Origin of the sequence: Mesorhizobium sp. M4B.F.Ca.ET.143.01.1.1, assembly GCF_004792275.1 — a bacterium.
Classification (GTDB): Bacteria; Pseudomonadota; Alphaproteobacteria; order Rhizobiales; family Rhizobiaceae; genus Mesorhizobium; species Mesorhizobium abyssinicae.
In genome coordinates, this window is the sequence record NZ_SRSR01000003.1 from 101,113 (window position 1) to 120,463 (window position 19,351).

Here is a 19,351-nt window from a genome sequence, read left to right on the forward strand (position 1 = left end):
GGGCGTTCAGATAATCGGACTGTGCAACACAAGCGTCTTCCCCGATGGTTCCGGCAATGGAGGTAGAGATATGAGACTTGCTGGCAAGGTCGCCATCGTCACCGGTGGCGCTTCCGGATTTGGCGAAGGCATCGTCAAGAAATTCGTCGAGGAAGGCGCGGCGGTCGTGCTGATGGACCGCGACCAAGCCGCTGCAGCCCGCGTCGCTGGCGTAGCCGTCGACAAGGTGCGGCCGATCGTCGGCGATGTCTCGACGCTGGAAAGCTTCGTCGCTGCCGCCGACCTTGCACGCTCGGCCTTCGGCGGGCTCGACATACTGGTCAACAATGCCGGCGTCGCGCAGCCGCCCTTGCCGCTGGAGACGATGGACGAAGGCCTGTTCGACCGCATCGCCAACGTCAATATGCGCTCGATTTATAACGGCGCGCGCGCCGTGGTGCCGCATTTCAAATCCATCAAAGCGGGCGCCATCCTGAATGTCGCTTCGACTGGCGGCGTCTCGCCGCGCCCGAACCTCACCTGGTACAACGCCTCCAAGGGCTGGGCGATCGCCGCCACCCGCGCCATGGCGGTGGAGCTTGCGCCCTTCGGCATACGCGTCAACGCGATCAACCCGGTTGCCGGCGACACGCCGCTTCTGTCCACCTTCATCGGCTCCGGCGAGGAAAACCGCGCCCGCGTCGTCGCCACCATTCCGATCGGCCGGCTGTCGACGCCGCAGGACATGGGCAACGCCGCCGCGTTCCTGTGCTCCGACGAAGCCGGCATGATCACCGGCGTCGACCTCAATGTCGACGGCGGCAAGTGCATATGAAGATCCGCAGTTCCTGAGGGGTTGGCGATGAAGGATGTCTACCAGATCGCGGTCGTGCATGGCGACGGCATCGGGCCCGAGGTCTGCGCAGCGGCCGTCGAGGTGGTGAAGGCGGCGTTCGGGCCGGACTGCCCTTTGCGCTTCACCGAATACCCCGCCGGCGCCGAGCATTTCCTGAAGACGGGGCAGAGTTTTCCCGAACCGACCTTCGAAGCGTGCCGCGCCGCGGACGCGATCCTGCACGGCGCCGGCGGCCTGCCGGGCGTGGTCTATCCCGACGGCACGGAAGCAGGCCTCGACTTCACGCTGAAGCTCCGTTTCGAACTCGATCTCTACGCCAACATCCGCCCGATCAGGCTCTTCGAAGGGGTGACGAGTCCGCTCAGCGGGGTGAAGGCGGGCGACATCGACTACGTCATCCTGCGCGAGAACAGTGAGGGGCTCTACGCGGCGCGCGGAGCAGGGGCGCTGCTGCGCGGCGAGGTGGCGGTCGACACGCTCGTGCAGACGCGCGCCGGCATCGAGCGCATCGTGCGCAAGGCCTTCGAACTGGCACGCCAGTCGAACGGCGCGCCCCGCGACGGCGTGCGGCGGGTGACATGCTGCGACAAGGCCAACGTGCTGCGCAGCTACGCGTTTTTCCGCTCCGTCTTCGACGAGGTGGCAAAGGACTATCCCGACATCGCGACCGAACATGCGCTGGTCGACGCCATGGCCATGCACCTCGTGCTGAAGCCCGGCCATTTCAACATCATCGTCAGCGAAAACATGTTCGGCGACATCCTCTCCGACCTGGCGGCCGCGACGGTCGGCGGAATGGGAATGGCGCCGTCGGCAGAGGTTGGCGACACGAAGGGCTTTTTCCAGGCCGCGCACGGCTCGGCGCCGGACATTGCCGGTAAGGGGATCGCCAACCCCTACGGGACGATCCTGTCGGCGGCGGCCATGCTCGATTGGCTCGGCCGTGGACATGGCGACGAAAGGCTGCTCCGGGCAGCCGAGCAAATCCGTCGTGTGACGGAGGCTTGCCTGGCGGGCGGGCTGCTCAGCGCCGACCTGAAGGGAAGATCTTCGACCGCCGAGATCACCGGGAACGTCTGCGACCGGCTCGCGGCGTGAGGCGGGGCAGGCCAGGAACTGACCTTGTGCGATAACCGTGGCCGGCTTCGAGTTTCATCCTGACATAAATGGGCTAGCCGCCATGTTAGGGTCCCACGGTCGAGGACAGCTGTTACGTGCTGTTCTGAAATGAGAGGAGCGTTTCCCACGTCCAGGATCAGCCGTCGCACCGTGCTCTTTCGGTCAGGCACCGCCGCCGTCGCCTTGACCGTATCAGCCACGTCACTCGCCGCCGAGGCATCGCGTCTAGAGGCAGAACCGTCCAACGAACTGCGAGCGTTGATCGACGGGCACAAGACGGCATATGCGGCGTTCCTCAAAGCCGTCCTCGAAACGGGTGCCGACAGCGGCTACTACGATGAAGCCAGCCGGGAAGAGGAGAGGGCGCTGATCTCCATCTGCGCCTTTCCCGTGGCCACGCAAGGCGATCGCTTTGCCAAGGCAACATATCTTCTCGAGATCGAGGCGCGCGGCGAACTGGATTTGCCAGAGCACATGCAAGCTCTGCTCCACTCCACGATGTGGACGGCATGAGATCGCGGCCGTTTGGCCAGCGGTTCTCCATCAGATAGCCAGCCGCGCTCATACCCTGGCCGTCGGGTTCGTTCCCACATCGCGACTGCAAAAGAACCGCAGGGTTTTGCCTCACGTGAGCCCGTGGCGGACGAGGTGGCGAACGACAGGTGAGAATATGTCCTGGCCGATATATGTTCCCGTATTGGCGCGCTCGAAAAGTGGTTCCGCGACCGTCGCATCGTCGACCACTGGAATACCTGCCTGGCGTGCTTGCGCAGCCATCTCGTCGGCCGCGCGGCCCTGGCCCTTGCCGACGACGGTTGGCACCGGCGTTTCGCCTTTGATGTAACGCAACGCCACGGCGCGGTCGCCGGTCGCGAAGACGATGACCGCATTTCTCACACCAAGCTTCGCAGGTTGCGTCACCGCCTGGCGCCGCTGCCGCTGCTGCTCGTGGCGGATCAAGGGATCGCCTTCGAGATCCTTGTGTTCGCGCTTGTATTCGGTTGTCGTCATGCGCATGTCGCGAAGGAACAGCCAGCGCTGGATCGGAACATCGATCACGCCGATGACGACAAAGGCCAGGGCGGCGGCGGTTCCAAGAGGTGTCAACACCGCCGTGATGATTGGCTCCAGGCATGACGGACCGCAGCCCGGCGCATCGAAGAGCGGCTGCAGCCACGCCATCAGGATGAACACGAACAGGCTTGCCAGCAACACCACCTTGGCCAGGCCCTTGGCGAACTCGATGACGTTGCGGAGCGACAGGATCTTCTGCAGGCCCTTCGCCGGATTTATGTGATCGAACTGCGGCTTGAGCGGCTCAAACGAGAAGACCGGCCCGAACGTCCCCAGCATGCCGAAGGCAACGGTGAGAACGACGACGATCCCGACCAACGGCAATGTGGCAAGCATCAGCAGCGAGAACGAATGGCGGATGGCCCGCAGGCTGGCGTCGCCGAACGGTTCGCCGGGCATCGTCACGGTCTGCACGAGGTCCGAAAGGCGCTTGAAGAGCGTCGGCCAGGCAAAATAGAGATACGCCAGCGCCGCGAAAAGCGTGAAGCCGGAGACCAGGTCGCGGCTCTGCGGAACCTGGCCCTTGCGGCGGGCGTCACGGAGCTTCTTGTCCGATGCCGGTAGCTTCTTTTCCTCAGCGTCTTCGGCCATGTTGCAATCTTACCGCACAGTTGTGGTTCCAGTGGGCCGATGTGCGGCAGCGATGCCGGACGCCAAGGCGAGCGCTGCGGCATCGTGGATTGTCATGCCGTTCCTCTCCTGATTCCCCTAATGCCCCGTCCGTCCGGCTGCCGTCATGAGGCAGCCTCTTGCCCGGCTTTCGCCTGAGCCGATGGCAGCGCCTGCGAGCGCGCGCCGGTTCTGACCGTGCGGCCGGTGATCGTGGCCAAAGGCTGGACGTTGAATTCCTGCGCGAGTTCCTGAAACGACAGGACGGGAAGCTCGATGGCATTGTGCATCAGCAAGGTGCGCATGTGCCGGCGCACGTCCATCGCGGCGAGGACGACGGGCGAGACATCGATGGAGCTCTGCGACAGGGCTCGCTCGATCTCGGTCACCAGGGCCTGCGCGTCATCGTCCGAAAGGTTCAGGAATGTGCCGGTCGAGGTGCCTTGCACCGCGTTGCGCAGGATATCCTCGGCCGACCGCTGCAGCACGTAGGCCGCGATGATGTTGTTGCGGCCGGCGGAGCGGAAGCTGATCTGGCGCTTCAACGACGTGCGGACATATTCCGTCAGCAGGACGACGTCCTGCTCGCGTTGGCCCCATTCGATCAGCGCTTCCAGGATGAGGCGCAGATTGCGGATCGGCACGTTTTCGCCGACGAGCCGGCGAAGCACTTCCGCGATCTTCTGCAGCGGCACGATCTCCTGAGCCTGCCTGACCAGATCCGCGTAGTCCGGCTCGATGTCCGACAAGAGCCTGCGTGTCTCCTGAATCCCGACGAAATGGCCGGCATAGAGCCGCAGCGCATTTCCGGTCCACTTGGCCGCTGTTTCCGCCGGCGTGGAGAAGACGAAGCCGGCTTCCCTCAATGCCGGCAGGTGGCTGTCGTCGACCCACACGAATCTGCGCTGGCCGGCAATCGAAGAACCGCCTTCGTAAGTCACCTCGAGCAGGTCGAGATGCGTTGCATCCGCCTCGACAAGAACGCGGTCGGCGGGAATCTCGGCGTCGAGGATGGGCGCACCCTCCAGATCGATGCGGATGCCGCGAGGCGAAAGCACCTCGTCGACCTGCAGGCCGATGGCCGGAACGTCGACGCCGAGATCGCCGAAGAGCTCGCGGCGCACGCCGTCGGCCAGCGCGGCAAATTCGGGCTCCGGGATCGAGCGACCGAGTTCGGCTCCGAAGCGCACGACGATGCGGTAGGAAGGAGGCAGCGTTCCGGTGGAGATTGCTGAAAGCGCTGCGGAATTTCCCGGCTGTTCGCGCATGGCGATCTGGCCGGCGGCGTCGTCAGGCTCGGATTCCCGGGCGGTGCGGCGACTGATTGCGTAGGCGCCGGCGCCGAAGCAGGCACCGAGGATCAGGAACACGATCGACGGGAAGCCTGGCACGATGGCAAGGCCGACCATGATTACCGCAGCGAGCGCGAGCGCTCGGGAGTCGCGCAGGAGCTGGCTGGTTATTTGCTGGCCAAGGTCGCCTGTCCCGTCCGCGCTGCCGACCCGCGTCACCATCGTGCCCGCGGCCACGGCGACGAGCAGTGCCGGTATTTGCGCCACCAGCCCGTCACCCACGGTGAGCAGCGAGTAGGTCGCGGCCGCATCCCCCAATGACATGTCGTGCTGCAGCGTTCCGACCGCGAAACCACCGATCAGGTTGACCAGAATGATCACGATACCGGCGATGACGTCGCCCTTGACGAATTTCATGGCGCCGTCCATCGCGCCGAACAGCTGGCTCTCGCGCTCCAGCTGCTGGCGCAGGCGTCGCGCCTCCGCCTGGTCGATGTCGCCGTTGCGCAGCTCCGCATCGATGCTCATCTGCTTGCCCGGCAGTGCATCGAGTGTGAAGCGTGCGGCCACTTCGGCGACGCGCTCGGCACCCCGCGCGACCACGATGAACTGTGCGACGGTGATGATCAGGAAGATGACCAGGCCGACCGCAATGCTGCCGCCGACGACAAAGGTGCCGAAGGCGGTAATGATCTCGCCAGCATCGGCCTGCAGCAGGATCAGTCGCGTCGTCGTGATCGTGATCGCCAGCCGGAACAAGGTGGCGATCAGGATGACCGACGGCAGCGACGAGAACTGGAGCGGATGGGAAACGTAAAACGATGCCAGCAGGATGAGCACGCTGATGGCGATGTTGGCGGTGATGAGAATGTCGACGAGGAATGTCGGCAACGGAATGAGCATCATCACCACCGCGACGAGCAGCAGGACGGCGATGACCAGATCGCTGCGGCGTGACAGCCTGGCAAGGAATTGCAGCACCCGCTCCGACACGGTCATGGTCATTGAACGCCTCGTTGCGAAAGGAAACTCAGCAGGGCGCTGTGCGCCTCGGTCTTGCGCCCCGCCACGAGCAAGGCGCGGCTCTTCAACAAGGCAAGCGCCGGATGGTCCATTCCTTCCAAGGTCTCCAGCCTGGCAATCGTGGCCAGCGCCTTTTCCGCCTCGCCATCGAGGATGAGCAGATGCGCCAATGTCCTCAGCACGCCGGCATTTCCCGGCGACAGCTGCGCGGCGATAAGCAGATACGCCGCGCCCCGCTTTGCCTGCCCGTGAGACCCGTAGAGAAAGCCCAGGACATGCAGCAGGTGCACGGTGTCATCCGGGCCGGTCAGATTTCGATTCCTTCCTGCATGCGACCAAGCAGGTCGCGATGACGCTCGATTTCATCCTCCATCAGCGTTCTCGCAAGCGACTTGAGCTGCTCGCCGCCCTCGAGGTTGGGAACCAGGTGCGTCACAAAATGCTGGAGGATAGGCACGGAGCGCCGCAGGATGGCTGGCTCGGGTATACGGGGCATGACGAAGTCGATGAGGATGTCATCAAGCGATTCGCCTGCCGCTTCCCTGGAGGACTGAAACTCCGCGGTTTGCGGCCTTTCAGCACCAGCGGCGGATTTCGTTCCCTGAGCACGGCTCGCGGCCTTGTCGACGCCATTCATCCGTCGCCGGTTGATTGACTGACCGCGCACGCCTTCCGCCTGGCGCACCTCGCGGCCAGCCGTGTCCATCCTTGCCGAATCGAATCGCGGCCCTTCAAGCCGACGGTTCACGGGTATTTCAGCGCGACCGTGGCGCCGCCCTTCGTCAGGAGAAGTTCCGTCTCGCCGATGTGCTTGATGGTCCAGCCGTCATTGGTGAACGCACCTTCGTGGTAGCGCGCGCCATCGGCTGCGATGACGTAAGGCCGCTCGCCATACCAGATCGCCTGCAGCGTCAGACGCGGGGCCTGCTCGGCGTTGCCGATCATGACGTTGGAGACCAGCGGAATGTGTGCGCCGAAGGCCTGGTCGAACCACGATTGCGTTTCCGTCCAGACGCCGCTCTGGTCATTCGGGATCATGCCCGAGACCACGAGGCGTCCCGGCGATCGCTGAACGGTCAAGGTCCTTATGCCGGATTGCTCGAGACGCAGCTTGAGCTGACTTTCCGCTTCGGCGGCGGTCTGCATTTGCGCCGGCGACGAATCGTCCAGGACCTGTTGGCCCGGCTCGCCGGCGAAGGCCATTCTGATCGGTTCGCCATCTTTCGAGGGGCGCGTCTCGCCAACATCGGGCTTGGCGAGAGAGAGCCCGTTCGCGGCGAGGGAAAGAGCGAATACGGCGCACAGAACGCTGCCCGCCACCAGCACGGGGCGATTGGAAAAGGACCACCGACTTGCGGGGCGTTCCGGGTTGACCAGCCGAATACGGGCGTCGCCGACACTTACCGTGAGCGGCAGCCTGCAGCGGCTGCCGTGGCCTTCATGGATGGTTTCGCCTGTGGCGAGCGTGACATCGCCGCCGACGGCCTCGATTTCAAACTGGCTGCCCTTGCGCCGCAGCCTTGCGTGGACCGGCGCGATGCCGGCATCCCTCAGCACAATGTCGGATTCCGTGCTGGAGCCGATCGTGTACAGCGTCTCCACCAGGCTGAGTTCGGCGCCGGCGTGGAATCCGTGGGTGACGCTGAGCACAACGAAACCTCCGGATGCCGGGGAGGGGGCGACGAGCGACCGCAGCCGGCGCGCGGGCGCCGCATCCAGATACCTGCCGATAGGACTATCGGTCATGCCACTTCATCTCCCGCCGATGACGATTTCAAATGCAGCCTGACGACGGCGTTGAAAGGTTCCTGCCGTGCAAGTACGCCGCCGGTTGCTTCGGCGGCGTACGGGTTCGAGATCCGCCTTAGGCCTTCTCAGCCGACTGGCCGAGCGTCCTCGCGGTGCTCATCAGCATGTCATGCTGGGATTTCGCGATCTCTTTCGTGATCTCCAGCCCAAACATGCGCTCCTGGTGCTTGATCATCTTGTCCAGGTTCTGTTCCGGCGACCCTGCAGAGCCGGACGTAATGGGAGGGGTAGCAGCCATCATTGTCTCCTTGCGAGAAATTCAAGTCGCAAACGCCGGACTCACACCGCTGCGCTCCGGCACATTGCCAAGGCAGCTTAAGGCAGCGTGGCTGAAAATGAAAGTCCATTTGGAATATTTGAGCCAGACAAGTTCCAACTGTTGCGTTGGTCGCGTTCTAGGAGTAACCTGCGAGGCGGGTGAATGGGGTACTTCGGATATGGAAAAAGGTCCTTTGGCCGAGCTGTTGGTCGAACGGTTCGAGAATATGCCGCCGCAGTTGCGGGTCGCGGCGCGTTTCGTGCTGGATCATCCCAAGGATGTCGCGCTGATGTCGATGCGCGAGCAGGCGCACCAGGCCGGCGTTTCGCACAGCACGATGATGCGGTTGGCGCGCTGGCTTGGGCTTGATGGCTACGAGGACATGCGCAGCCTCTATGCGCGTGCGCTTCGTGAGACGATCGCCGGTGAGCCCGCGCGACAGGGTATCAAGCAGCATGGCGATCCCGGATATTCGACCGTCGGGGTCGTTGCCGATACGCTCGCGGCCCAGATTGCAAGTCTTGGCGAATATGGCAGTGCCGTGCAATTCATCGCCGCCGCCGGCCTGCTGGCGCGATCGTCCAATCTGTTCGTCCTGGCCACACGCTCCGCCTATCCGGTCGCGGGCCATTTCGCTCACATCATGTCGTTTCTGGCTAGCGGCGACCGCAAGGTGACGCTTGTCGGCGAGATGGGCGGACCTGGCCTCGATGTTCTGCAGCAGGCGGGACGCGGCGATGTGCTGCTGGCCATAGCCATGTCGCCGTATGAACGCACGACGATCGATGTTGCGCGGCAGTCGGCTCGGCAGGGCGTCGGCGTGGTGGCAATCACCGACAGCAGCGTGTCGCCGCTGGCCCGGATCGCGCGGGAAACAATCATCGTCACGTCAAATTCGCAGTCGTTCTTCCGCAGCCTGGCGCCGGCCTTCGCCGCCGTCGAAATCCTGGCGGCACTGACGGCTGCGCAGTCCGAGGTAGATGCCGCGGATCGAATTAAGCAGTCGGAAGAGCAGCTTGCCGCTTTCGGCATTTATTGGAAGCCCCCCAGGTAGCATTGGAACGGTTGCTGTCTGGGCGGGCGTGACGGCAGCCAGGCTGCCGGCAACAGTGATTCCCGGAGGTCGCCCAGATGGTTCGCCCGATAACGCTCACCAAGCCGCCGGTCCAACCGCAAAAGGTCGACGCCAAGGCAAACGCCGCGCAGGTTGCGCGGCTGGAGGCGCAGGCAGCGCAACTGCGCGAGCAGATCCGGCTTGCCAACAGAATGGGCGAGCGCGATTGGGCGGCGCAGGCGCGCCAGCAACTGGCGCAGGTGAATAGCGAACTGAGTTCGCTTCAGCCGCCGCCGGTCGCGGTTCCGGCGATGCCGGGCGTCAATGTCGTCAACGCCAGCGCAGGCACGTCGGGCAATGGCGCGACGGTGGCGCCAGCTCTCTATGTGCGACCCGATCTTGCCGCAACCGCCGCGACGGTGAAACTCGATGGGGGCCCGGCCGAAGAGAACCCCAAGGACGCGACGACCGCCCGCAACATTGTCAACGACGTCACCGGCGGCAAGAGCATCGACCAGATTGCGTCCGCTCGCGGCATGACGCGCGAACAGGTTATCGCCGCGCTCAGGTCCGGCGGGATGACCGTGTCGACCACCGACCCGACAAGCGGCAATGGCGACGTGCAGACGACGAAAATCACGGATGGCAGCGGCCGCACCGTCACCCAATATTACGACTACCAGCACGACAGCTACTATACGAGCGTCCAGGCACAACCCAATGGCGCGGCAACCACCACGCCGGTCCGCGACGGGCTCGGACGCAAGGAGACCAGCAGCTACAATCCCGATACCGGCGCCATCACGACGCGGTATGAAGACGATCTCGGCACAGGCACCGTCACCGAGCGGACGTCGATGCCCAACGGGACCTCGGTGGAAACGGTGACGCCGGGCGCCGGCCCGTCGCTTCCCGTCACCACCGTCACCGGTCCGGACGGACGTAAGACCATATTGGCGGCCTCCCAGGATCCGGGCGGGGCCAGCACGCACAACATCAAGCAAGACCTTGCCGATGGGAAGAGCATCGAGCAGATCGCGCAGGAAAACGGCCTCACCAGCGACCAGGTGGTCGCCGAATTGCAGGCCGCCGGCTACAAGGTGACGGCCACCAGCAGCAGCGACGCGCAGTCGGTCGAGCTCGCCGATCCGCGCACCGGCGACAAGACGGTCTACTCTTACGACTATCAGCACGATGTACGCACCGTCACGACGACGGCAGACGGGAAAAAAACGTCGCAATCCATCGATGGCAACGGGACCGAAACCAAGACCGTCACCGACAAGGACGGCCGGGTGACGACGACCATCACCGAGAAGATCAATGGCGGCAAGCCTGTCGAGTACGAGGTCAAGCCGGGCGACAACCTGACCCTGATCGCACGGAAATATGGTGTATCGCTCGACGATCTCAGGCGGACGAATCCCGGACTGTTCGATTCGGCCCGTGATCCGGACGTCATCAACGCCGGAGAAAAGGTCACCATCGAAGACGGCACGCGAACGACCGTGAAGGTCACGTTCAACGGCTATACGCTGACCACCAGGCCCGATGGCAGCATGACGCTGCACAACGACACGACCGGCAGCGACCTGAAGATCGAGGTCGGCACGGCGCAGCAGGCGTTGGCCGAACTGCTGATGAAAATCAACCCGCAGAGCAAGGATCCCGAGCAGGCCAAGACCGACACGGTTCTCAAGACGATTCTGGAAGGAGTGCTCGGCGGGGCAAGTCCTGAGCTTGCGCAAGAGGTCGCAGATAAGCAGCAAGCAGTAAAGGACGCGATCAAGCAATATGGTGGCGGAAGGCCGGCGACGCCGAATCTCGACGGCAGCGCCACATCGGTTGGCCCGTTCGGCGAGCCGCCGTCGGCTACGGCTCCGTCAGGCGGCAAGTGGGTGCCGCTGATGGTCGACGGGAGCTGGCAGTGGTTTGATCCGGAAGTTGCCAAGGCGATCGCCGCCGAAAACGCTGTGATAGCGCGTCTCGGCGAAGCACAGGCAAAGCCTGAGCAGAGCGGGGCCCAGCTCGACGTCTATGCGCTGGACCCCGAATTTAAGGGAGCCGTGAAGAGCGCCGAGACGACACTCGATAAGGTCCTGGCGCCGTATGGGCTGCAATGGCAGGCCCCCGAGCCGAAAGGCACGCTGGCGGATGCGCAAAAGCGGCTGACCACCGCCAACAGCATGCTGCAAAGTGCCAGCACTGCCAGGGCCGAGTACGCACAGGGCGAGAAGAGCCTCCTTGATGCCCTGGGCAAGCAGGCAACCCTGCCGATGCTCAGCGATCCGAGCAAGCCGTCCGTCGGTCCTGTCGGTGGGCCCAGCCGCGAGGAAACCAACCTGCAGGGCAAGGCCGAGCACGCGGGGGTGACGCAACTCTTCATCAACGCGGCGCTGCACACCGCGCGAGGCAACAAGGCCACCATCGACCAGATGGTCAGCGCGACGGAATTGGAGCTCTACGGCGTCAAATCCGGGAGTCCCGAGTATACAGAAATCAATGGCAGGCTTGAGGGACTGAAAGGCCTGCAGGGGCCGGCAGCCAGCCAGGTGACGCTGGCTGAGGCGTATGAGGAATTTGGCGTCGCGCAAAAAGATGCGGCCGACCTTGCCGTGGATGTCGAACCGATCAAGCAGGCATTGGTCGCCCAGGCGAAGCAGAGAAATCCGCACCATTTCGATTGGGACGGCTACACGAACGGCGAGGGTGACTTCACCGGCAAACTGAAATCGCAGCAAGTGATCGAGGAGAATGGACAGCTCTATCTCGTAAACACCTATGAGAATGATGTTTTCAGCGACAAAGACGGCAACGACACGCCAGTCCTAAGATATGCTCTGACATACGATCTCGGCGACAAGAATATCCGGGACGATTTCCGCAACAATCCGCTCAACAAACAGTGGCAGGAGCTGCTGGCATCGACACAAAGCTCGGCTTCGGCGCCGGTCTGCACGCCCAATGGGACAGGTTCGCAATCGGCGCTGGCGGCAGCCAAATCCAAGATCGTCGGGGTGCAGGTCGAGCAGTTCGACGCGAAGCTCAAAGATGCGAAAGCCAAGCTCGTCGACGCGACGACGGCTCGCGACAAAGCAATCACCGAGCATGGCGGGGGCACCGTCGAAGCGCCTGCCGGCACACTGCAGCCGGGCGAGAAGCCGGTAAAGGTCACGGTGAACGGCCGCGAGCTTTGGGTCGCACCGGAGGTTGCCGCTGCCTACGAAAAGAGTGGGCCGGGCGCAATCGGCGCCAGCGGCAAGTCGGTCCGGATCGAGATGGATGGCCAGTGGCTGTGGGTGCACCCCGAAGTGGCGGCCGCGGAAATCGACAGGGGTTTAGCAGAAACCGAAAAGACTCAACTGGAGACATGGAACAAGGATGTCCGCCCCGCGATGGTGGCGGCGCGCGATTGGTACGGCTTCTACGCAAGCAACCCCAAGCTTCTGACCTATGGCAACGAAGAGCATGAGGCGCGGCTCAAAAACACGTATTTCGAGGAGCACAAGGATCAGGCGCTCGCCGGCTATCAGGTCCGGCTGAAGCAGCTGTACGACAACGGGTTCACGGGCGAATACAAGCAATACAAGCCCGGCGAGCTCAGCGGCACGGTTGCCCGCACTCTCGGCCTCGACGAATCGAGCGAGGGGGTCACGAAGGTTACCGGAGAGATCACCGACCGTGCCGGCGAAAACGCGGAGGTCAAGGTCGTGCCGATCTTCTCGCTGGATGGCGGGATGGAATCGTCGACGGCACTGTTCGCGATCAAGAACGATGGAAAAGAAATCGGCTACGTCGACAGCTCCGGCAAATACTACGGCAGCTTCGACGAATTCCAGCATGAGAACCGCATCTTCAGCCAGAACGGCAAGCTGATCCTGGCCAAGGGCGGCGACATGAAGCTCGGCGCCGATGGGTTCTCGCTCGACGAGGTGGAGATCGCCGACGCACGCAAGGTTGATTTCTGGGACAAGGCCACCGACATCGGTCTTGGCATCGTCGCCGGCGCCGCCACCATCGTCTCGTTCGTTCCGGGCGGTCAATGGGCCATTCCCATTGCGATCACCTCCGGCGCGGCTCTTGGCGGCAAGACGCTCTACAAGGAAGGCGAGCATCTGCTTCAGGGCGGCGACTTCGACAGTCAGTCGGCCTGGAATGTCGCCACCGGCGTGACCGCGTTCCTGCCCGTAGGGGCCGGCGCCCTGCGCACGTTCGGCCTGGCAAGGGCCGGCCTGTCCACGTCCGAGGCGTTCGCGGGCGGATTCGGCATGGCGCGCATGAGTGACGCCAGCTGGGGCATTGGCAAACTCCGCGTAAACGTAACGCAATCCTCTTATGCCGAACAGGCAGCGAGCTATCTGCAAAGCGGCAGCAAGCTGACCAACACAGCCTGGGGCCTCGATGCCGGGGGCGTGGTCACCGGTATTCCGGTGCTTGCCAGGTCGGCGGAGGATCTGGCCAGGCACGGCGGTGAAATGTCATTTGCCGAACTTGCGAACGCCATCATGGGCATCGGCACCGGCGCGGTCGGCACGGGCCTTGGCGGCCGCTCGTTGCTGTACAACATGCCTGGAGCGTCCGGTCCTCGGGGCGGCGACGCGACTCCCACGTCAGGCTTTCCACCGCCGGGCGGACCGGATTCGGGGCCGGGACCGCGGGCGGTCTACGCGATGGGCCAGGACGGTGTTTACAGGCCCACCGGCGAATACGTCATGCCGGACCCGAATGAGATCGTTATCCAGGGCGAGGTGATCGGCGAAACCAGCGGCCAACCGGGGCCCGGTTTCAGCGCTCGGGAGGGGGCCGGAAATCCAGTTGGTCAGCGCGCGCTGCCAGCCGGCAAGTCAGAGGGCCAGAATCAGCCGCCATCGACTGGTGACAAGACTGATCCCTCAGGCAACAGTCAGCCGTCGCGGCCGATCGTCTTGCATGAGCCATTCGAAGGCGCTGGAAGCGGTGACCCGACGATGCTGCCGGGCCGCGATCCAGATGGCTTGGCCGTGCGAAGCCCAGCCAACCCCACTGACGGCGATCCCATCATCGTGTCGAACAAGCCGACCGTGACAGAGGTCCCGGTGCATCTCGTGTGGGATCCGGAAACGCGCAGCTTCACTGGCACGCCTGAACGCGACACAGGCGGGTATGTCTACACAAGCGGCAAGGATCCCAAAACACCCTCGGCCTATCTCGACGGCTTGACCACCGAACAGCTGGTCACCCGTTACGAACAGGAGAAAAGCTACTATTCCAGCCACGAGCTGGCAGAGCGCTATGGCCCGGATGGCATTCCAGAAACAGCGCGGAGGACGGCGGACGAAAGCGCAGCGCCTGGCGCCAACCCGCTGGCAGGCGTCGAGCCGGCCAAACAGAAGAACTGGGGAGATTTCAGGATATCCGCGCTCGGGCGGGTTCGGTTCAACTCCGATCCGGTAAACATGGCCGTCCATTCGATCCCGGGTATGCCTGAGGCCCTCCAGTTGGGATCGCCGACCTGGCGGTCATACATGGTGGGCCTAGGGACACGCACCGATTATCGTGCCCTTTGGCAGGCATTTGCCGACAGCGTCAAATACCGGTCGCTCGAACCGGCACGCTATAGTCTCGGTAAGGAACTGGGAATCTCCATTCGCCCGAACGAGCATCGCAACGTCACGCTCGCGCAGCTCGGCCTCAAGGTTCAGCGCCAGACGGCTTTCCAGTTCAAAGGTCAGGATCTTCTCGACGCGGCACGTCAAAGGCTGTTCGGCGAGGCCTCGGATTCCGTCTTCACGGTCATGCCGCGTTCTGCCAGCGTTGAGGGTCCGGCAGGGAACAAGGGTTGGGCCGTGGAGCTCACATTCAGCCTCGCCCTTCGCTCAAAGTCGGCAATTTTGAAGGACGGTGAAAGCGACTTCTTGCGTCAAACGGCGGACGGCAAGACGGAATTCTCGGAGTTCCACGGCGACGTTCCGTATCGCAAAGTTTACTTGGAGGACAAGTATTACCTGACGAGCTTGCTAAGCGTCGAGAAGCGCTACGAAGTGGCGATGGACGCAACATTGCCCAAGGGAACGATCGTCAATTCAGATTTCGTCGACGCGAACAAGGGAGTGCTTGACCGCCTGCGACTGAGGGCCCAGTTCGTCGTGAAGGACGAGCATACGGCGCAGGCGCTTGCCGACAATCCTGACATGAGCACGATCCGGACACTGGTGGCGTCGGGAGAAATCGATGCTCAGAAATCGATCTTGTTCATTCCTGGCTCGGCAAGCGGGATGCGGCAATCTGCTGTTCCCGGCTTGGCGCTGGGCGAGACAATTGTCGATCTCACGGGAAAAAGTCGACGCGTGTGGGATGCCGGCGCAAGCCGGCTCGAGGTCATCGTCAACGAGGCATTCCACAAATTCCTGCCGAGTCCGGACCGCATTCTCCTGCGCAAGCTGCCTGCGCCCTACAATCATTATGTTCGCTCGGGCGGTCCGATCTATGTCAACCTTTTCGGCAAGCGTGAGGCTGTCGCCTCGACACTTGACGTTACGCTTGCGGTGCGGAGCCCGGCGCTCAAGTTGCGCGTGCCCTCCGTGCCGTTCCTCCAGCTGCCATTGGCGTTCACGGGCGAAATCAGGTTCTTCTACCGAACGAATTTGCCTGAGGTCGCCCCGATCGTCGCGAAGGGCGACTTCGTTGGACGTGAATTTACCTTCGCCGACAACCTGCCTGTGGAAATAGCGGTTCCGCGCTGGCTGCATGAACTCGACCAGCGTGCCGACAGGGGCGGAGGTCTGGCATTTCCGAGAGGCGGCAAGGCGTCTTTCGGAAAATGGCTGGATGAACTCGAAACGACCGCGACACCCGGTCAGAAGGCCGATATCGAGGCGTTCCGCCAATCCACGTTGCTGTCACTCAAGGATGAAGCCTTCATTCCACCTGGCGCGATGAGCGCCATCCGTAACTTCCTCGAGACACAGGCAAAACCAATTGAGATGCCGCCGCCGGAATTCATCTATCTGGCGCCATCCGACCAGCAGCAGGCGCTTGCGCGCTGGTATGGTGAGCAGGGGGTTGCTCCTTCGCCCTCAGACAGGCCTCTTTGGTTTCGACGGCCAGCACCGCCGGCAGGCAACCCTGCGCCTGGGCAAGACGCGGCCGCAGGCGCCGCCAACGCTGCGTCGGCCGGTAAACGCCCGCCAAGAACCCTGCAGCTTCAGGACGAGAGCGGCAATGTGATTACCGCCACAATGCTGGGCAACGGGCCGAACAGTCCGGAGCAGGTTTATGTGCCGCCGGCCGACGGACCAAAGGCGCGCGGCGACGAACCGGAGCTGATGGACAAGTCGCATATTCTTTATCGGGACCCGGAGACGGGCGAAGCATATGTCCTGCCATGGGTGCGCGGCGGCTCGCAGGACCACGTGCCGGGCAGCCAGGGACGGCCGGAGGGAGAAGCCGTGCCGCCGCAGGCAATGCCGGCCAGGAAGGCAATCGAGGCGGCGCCGCCGACCACCTTTTCGCTGCAGCAGGTGCGCAACATGCGGCAGCCTGAAAAATGGAAGGCCGGCGAGACCTACACACGCGAACTCAACGGATCGCTTGGGGAGGCGCATTTCCCGGTCGCGGCCAATCCGGACGGCCCGCATCCGGTCTTCGGCGAGGGCGGGCGCTACGTGGATTCGCCTGTCTTCAAGAGCCCTGACGTGATCGAGGCCATCGAGGTAAAGACCTACCATCGCTGGACGACCATCAACGGTGTCGCCCAGATGCGCGAAGTGCCGCTGACGCCAAAACTGCAGGAGCAGATCAACAAGGATGTGGCGCTGCGCAACGAGAACCCCGCCTATCAGCCGCGCTGGGTTTTCCTCGATGCGCCGCCTTCCGCGGAATTGCAGCGGGCGCTCGACGATGCGGGAATTGTCGGCAACATCTTCGGACACAGCAAGCCCGCTACGGCAACTCCGCAATCTCAACCGGCGTCGAGCCAGGTCGCCGCGGGCCGCACCATCCATCTCCAGGACAGGAATGGCGAGGTGATCGTCGCGGCAATGCTGGGCACGGAGCCGAGGAGCCCGGAACAGGTTTATGTGCCGCCTTCCGACGGACCCCGCGCCCCGGCCGATGCTCCGGAGGTGCAGGACAAGACGCACATGCTGGTCTACGACCCCGACACGGGCGAAGCCGTCGTGCTGCCCTGGATACGCGGTGCCTCCGGCGGCCACGGGCTGACCCGCGATGGCGTCAGGGCTACTCCGCTTGACCAGGTGCCGGATCTCGTCATGGGCGATTTCCAGCCGAACCAGGTTCCATGGCTCAAGCGAGAGCAGGTGGCCGAGCTGACAAAACAGCAGTTCCGCGACATGGATCGGGCCGGCTTGCTGCCGTCTCTGACCAAGGGCCAGCTGCGCGGTATCCCGAAGGCAAAGATAGGCTATGTCAACATCGCGGGCCTCGAGGCGAAGCAGGTTCCCTGGCTGACCGAGGGTCACGTCCGGAATATGACCGACCAGCAGTTCCGGGACCTCTGCAAAGCCGGTTTGACGCCTCACCTGACGAAACCACAGATGCGGGCGATCAAAGGAGACATGGTCGAGTTCGTTGACGCGTCGACATTGGAAGCGCGCCAGGTTCCGTGGTTCAAGCCCAGCCAGGTCGCGAAGTTCACGTCAGAGCAGTTCAAGGACCTGGCCACGGCCGGATTGCTGAACAACCTCACCGAGCGCCAGGTTCCGGCGATCCCCGAAAACATGATCGATTCCATTGACACTGCGAAGCTCGATCCCAAGCAGGTGCCGTGGCTGACCGAGAAGCAGATTCCGGTGCTGACCCGCGATCAATGGGGTGCTTTCACGATCCACCACATCGAAGCCCTGACCCAGCCGCAGATCGAAGCGGTGACACCAAAACAGTTCGAGGAAATGAGCCCCGGCCAGTTCCGCAAGTTCACGCCTGAGCAGTTCGGGTGGATGGGCGGAGATCAGACGAACGGCCTCTCCGTGCTGCAACTGACGAACTATCGTGCCACCCACAGCAAGGCGCTGACGCCGGATCAGGCTGCCAGTGTCGATCTGGCCCTCAGCCATGCGAGGATGCGCGAAAACGCTCAGGCGCTCGCCACCTTTGGCGGCATGTCGACCACCTCCTACGCGTTGTGGAGTTCGTTGCCGCCAACCTGGAGCGCGACTGCCGCAGCGGTGGCATTTGGCGTGCGAGGCTTCGTTTTCGGCTCGCAGGCGATCTTCCCCAACGCAACCGCAAATCACAAGCCGTTCGGGCGATTCCTCAACGCGCTCGGCGGGGCCACATTCATTGCAGCGGCGCCAGGTGCCGCGACCGGGATGATCCAGGGTAAGGACCTTGTCGTCAACAGCACGTTTTCGCTCGGCAACGTCGTCTATGGCACGAAGTCGATGCTGCAGTCGTTCACCGGCAGACCGGTGATCCGAAATGTGGCCGAACATCTGGCTGGACCCGGTTATGTGCTTGGCTGCGCCGTCTATACGCTGCACTCCTGGCCGGCGCCGATCGCCACGGTCGCCGGCACCCTGTTCACGTTCGGCTGCGCCGAATTCTGGGCATCGGCGATCAGGACGGACCGGATGAATCGCCGTTCGGTGCCGCGAACCGATGCCGACATGGCGGCGGCGGAAAAGTCCGACAAAAGATGGGGTGCGTGGGATCGGTGGACCCTGGGCATAACCTTCGGCGTCGGCATGCTTCTCTTCTCGCTGGACTCGCTGCTGACGAAGCCTTGGGAGGGCGCCCCGACCTCTCCACCCGATCCGAAAAAATCGGACGGCGATGCCTCGTCCCAGCAACCCGATGATCCGTCGGATGTTCCGCCGCAAACCCCGCCCGAGGACTTCCCGCAACTCGTGGTGTCGGCGGATGACGGGCTGAATTTGCGGACACAGCCTGACGGGGATTCGAGCGTGGCCACGGTTCTGCAGCCCGGCACGTTCGTCGAACAGACCGCGAAGCCTTCGAGCGATCCGTCAGGAGAGGCCTGGATACCCGTCGAAGGTTTCGGACCGGACAGCAAAATGCATAGCGGCTGGGTTTCCGGCGACCATGTCGAGGTTCATCCCGACGGCAGCAGCAACGCCGAAGGCCGCACGAACCCGACGCTGGAGAAGGACGGCTATCAGTGGGTCGAGGTCAAGAGCGGCGACAGCATTCGCCTGATCGCCAGGACCCACTCAGCGGATGTCGCGGAGACGGTGGTGCTCAACATGGATCACATCCTGAGCCCGGATCAGATTTTTTCGGGCGACCGCATCTATCTCCCGGTCGCATCGGTCGGCTGA

Annotated in this window: 11 protein-coding genes; 5 read left to right on the forward strand and 6 right to left on the reverse strand. The window is 63.4% G+C overall.

Features of this window, described 5'->3' with window-relative positions:
* Positions 1-70 precede the first annotated feature (70 nt).
* The 3 genes from EN786_RS07985 to EN786_RS07995 all read left to right on the forward strand — a co-directional run bounded on the left by EN786_RS07985 (position 71) and on the right by EN786_RS07995 (position 2,467).
* Positions 71-814: a glucose 1-dehydrogenase gene (locus EN786_RS07985; protein ID WP_127311047.1), complete on the forward strand. Its 744-nt coding sequence runs from the start codon at positions 71-73 to the stop codon at positions 812-814.
* A gap of 27 nt (positions 815-841) precedes the next feature.
* Positions 842-1,933, forward strand: a complete 1,092-nt coding sequence (locus EN786_RS07990; RefSeq protein WP_127311048.1) for an isocitrate/isopropylmalate dehydrogenase family protein — start codon at positions 842-844, stop codon at positions 1,931-1,933.
* Between the two features lie 204 nt (positions 1,934-2,137).
* A complete protein-coding gene (locus EN786_RS07995) occupies positions 2,138-2,467 on the forward strand; it encodes a hypothetical protein (RefSeq protein WP_245478374.1) in 330 nt (109 codons plus the stop codon).
* Positions 2,468-2,578: 111 nt separating this feature from the next.
* On the opposite strand, the gene EN786_RS08000 is transcribed toward EN786_RS07995, so the two are convergent.
* The 6 genes from EN786_RS08000 to EN786_RS08025 all read right to left on the reverse strand — a co-directional run bounded on the left by EN786_RS08000 (position 2,579) and on the right by EN786_RS08025 (position 7,999).
* Complete coding sequence (locus EN786_RS08000) at positions 2,579-3,619, reverse strand: EscU/YscU/HrcU family type III secretion system export apparatus switch protein (protein ID WP_127311050.1); 1,041 nt, start codon at positions 3,617-3,619, stop codon at positions 2,579-2,581.
* 143 nt (positions 3,620-3,762) lie between these two features.
* Complete coding sequence (sctV, locus tag EN786_RS08005) at positions 3,763-5,934, reverse strand: type III secretion system export apparatus subunit SctV (RefSeq protein WP_246688722.1); 2,172 nt, start codon at positions 5,932-5,934, stop codon at positions 3,763-3,765.
* On the reverse strand, positions 5,931-6,242 hold the full coding sequence (locus EN786_RS08010) for a hypothetical protein (protein ID WP_245455579.1): 312 nt from the start codon (positions 6,240-6,242) through the stop codon (positions 5,931-5,933). Before EN786_RS08010 ends, sctV begins: the two co-directional genes overlap by 4 nt.
* A gap of 17 nt (positions 6,243-6,259) precedes the next feature.
* Positions 6,260-6,658, reverse strand: a complete 399-nt coding sequence (locus EN786_RS08015; RefSeq protein ID WP_127312128.1) for a hypothetical protein — start codon at positions 6,656-6,658, stop codon at positions 6,260-6,262.
* 38 nt (positions 6,659-6,696) lie between these two features.
* The gene (locus EN786_RS08020; protein WP_135908138.1) at positions 6,697-7,698 is read right to left on the reverse strand and encodes an EscD/YscD/HrpQ family type III secretion system periplasmic domain-containing protein; all 1,002 of its coding nucleotides are present in this window, start codon (positions 7,696-7,698) and stop codon (positions 6,697-6,699) included.
* Positions 7,699-7,816: 118 nt separating this feature from the next.
* Complete coding sequence (locus EN786_RS08025; protein ID WP_126092905.1) at positions 7,817-7,999, reverse strand: hypothetical protein; 183 nt, start codon at positions 7,997-7,999, stop codon at positions 7,817-7,819.
* Between EN786_RS08025 and EN786_RS08030 the strand changes: the two genes are divergently transcribed.
* Both EN786_RS08030 and EN786_RS08035 read left to right on the forward strand, forming a co-directional pair.
* Positions 7,980-9,074, forward strand: coding sequence for a MurR/RpiR family transcriptional regulator (locus EN786_RS08030; protein ID WP_246688723.1), 1,095 nt, complete (start codon positions 7,980-7,982; stop codon positions 9,072-9,074). The genes EN786_RS08025 and EN786_RS08030 overlap by 20 nt on opposite strands.
* 77 nt (positions 9,075-9,151) lie before the next feature.
* Complete coding sequence (locus EN786_RS08035; protein ID WP_127309766.1) at positions 9,152-19,351, forward strand: LysM peptidoglycan-binding domain-containing protein; 10,200 nt, start codon at positions 9,152-9,154, stop codon at positions 19,349-19,351.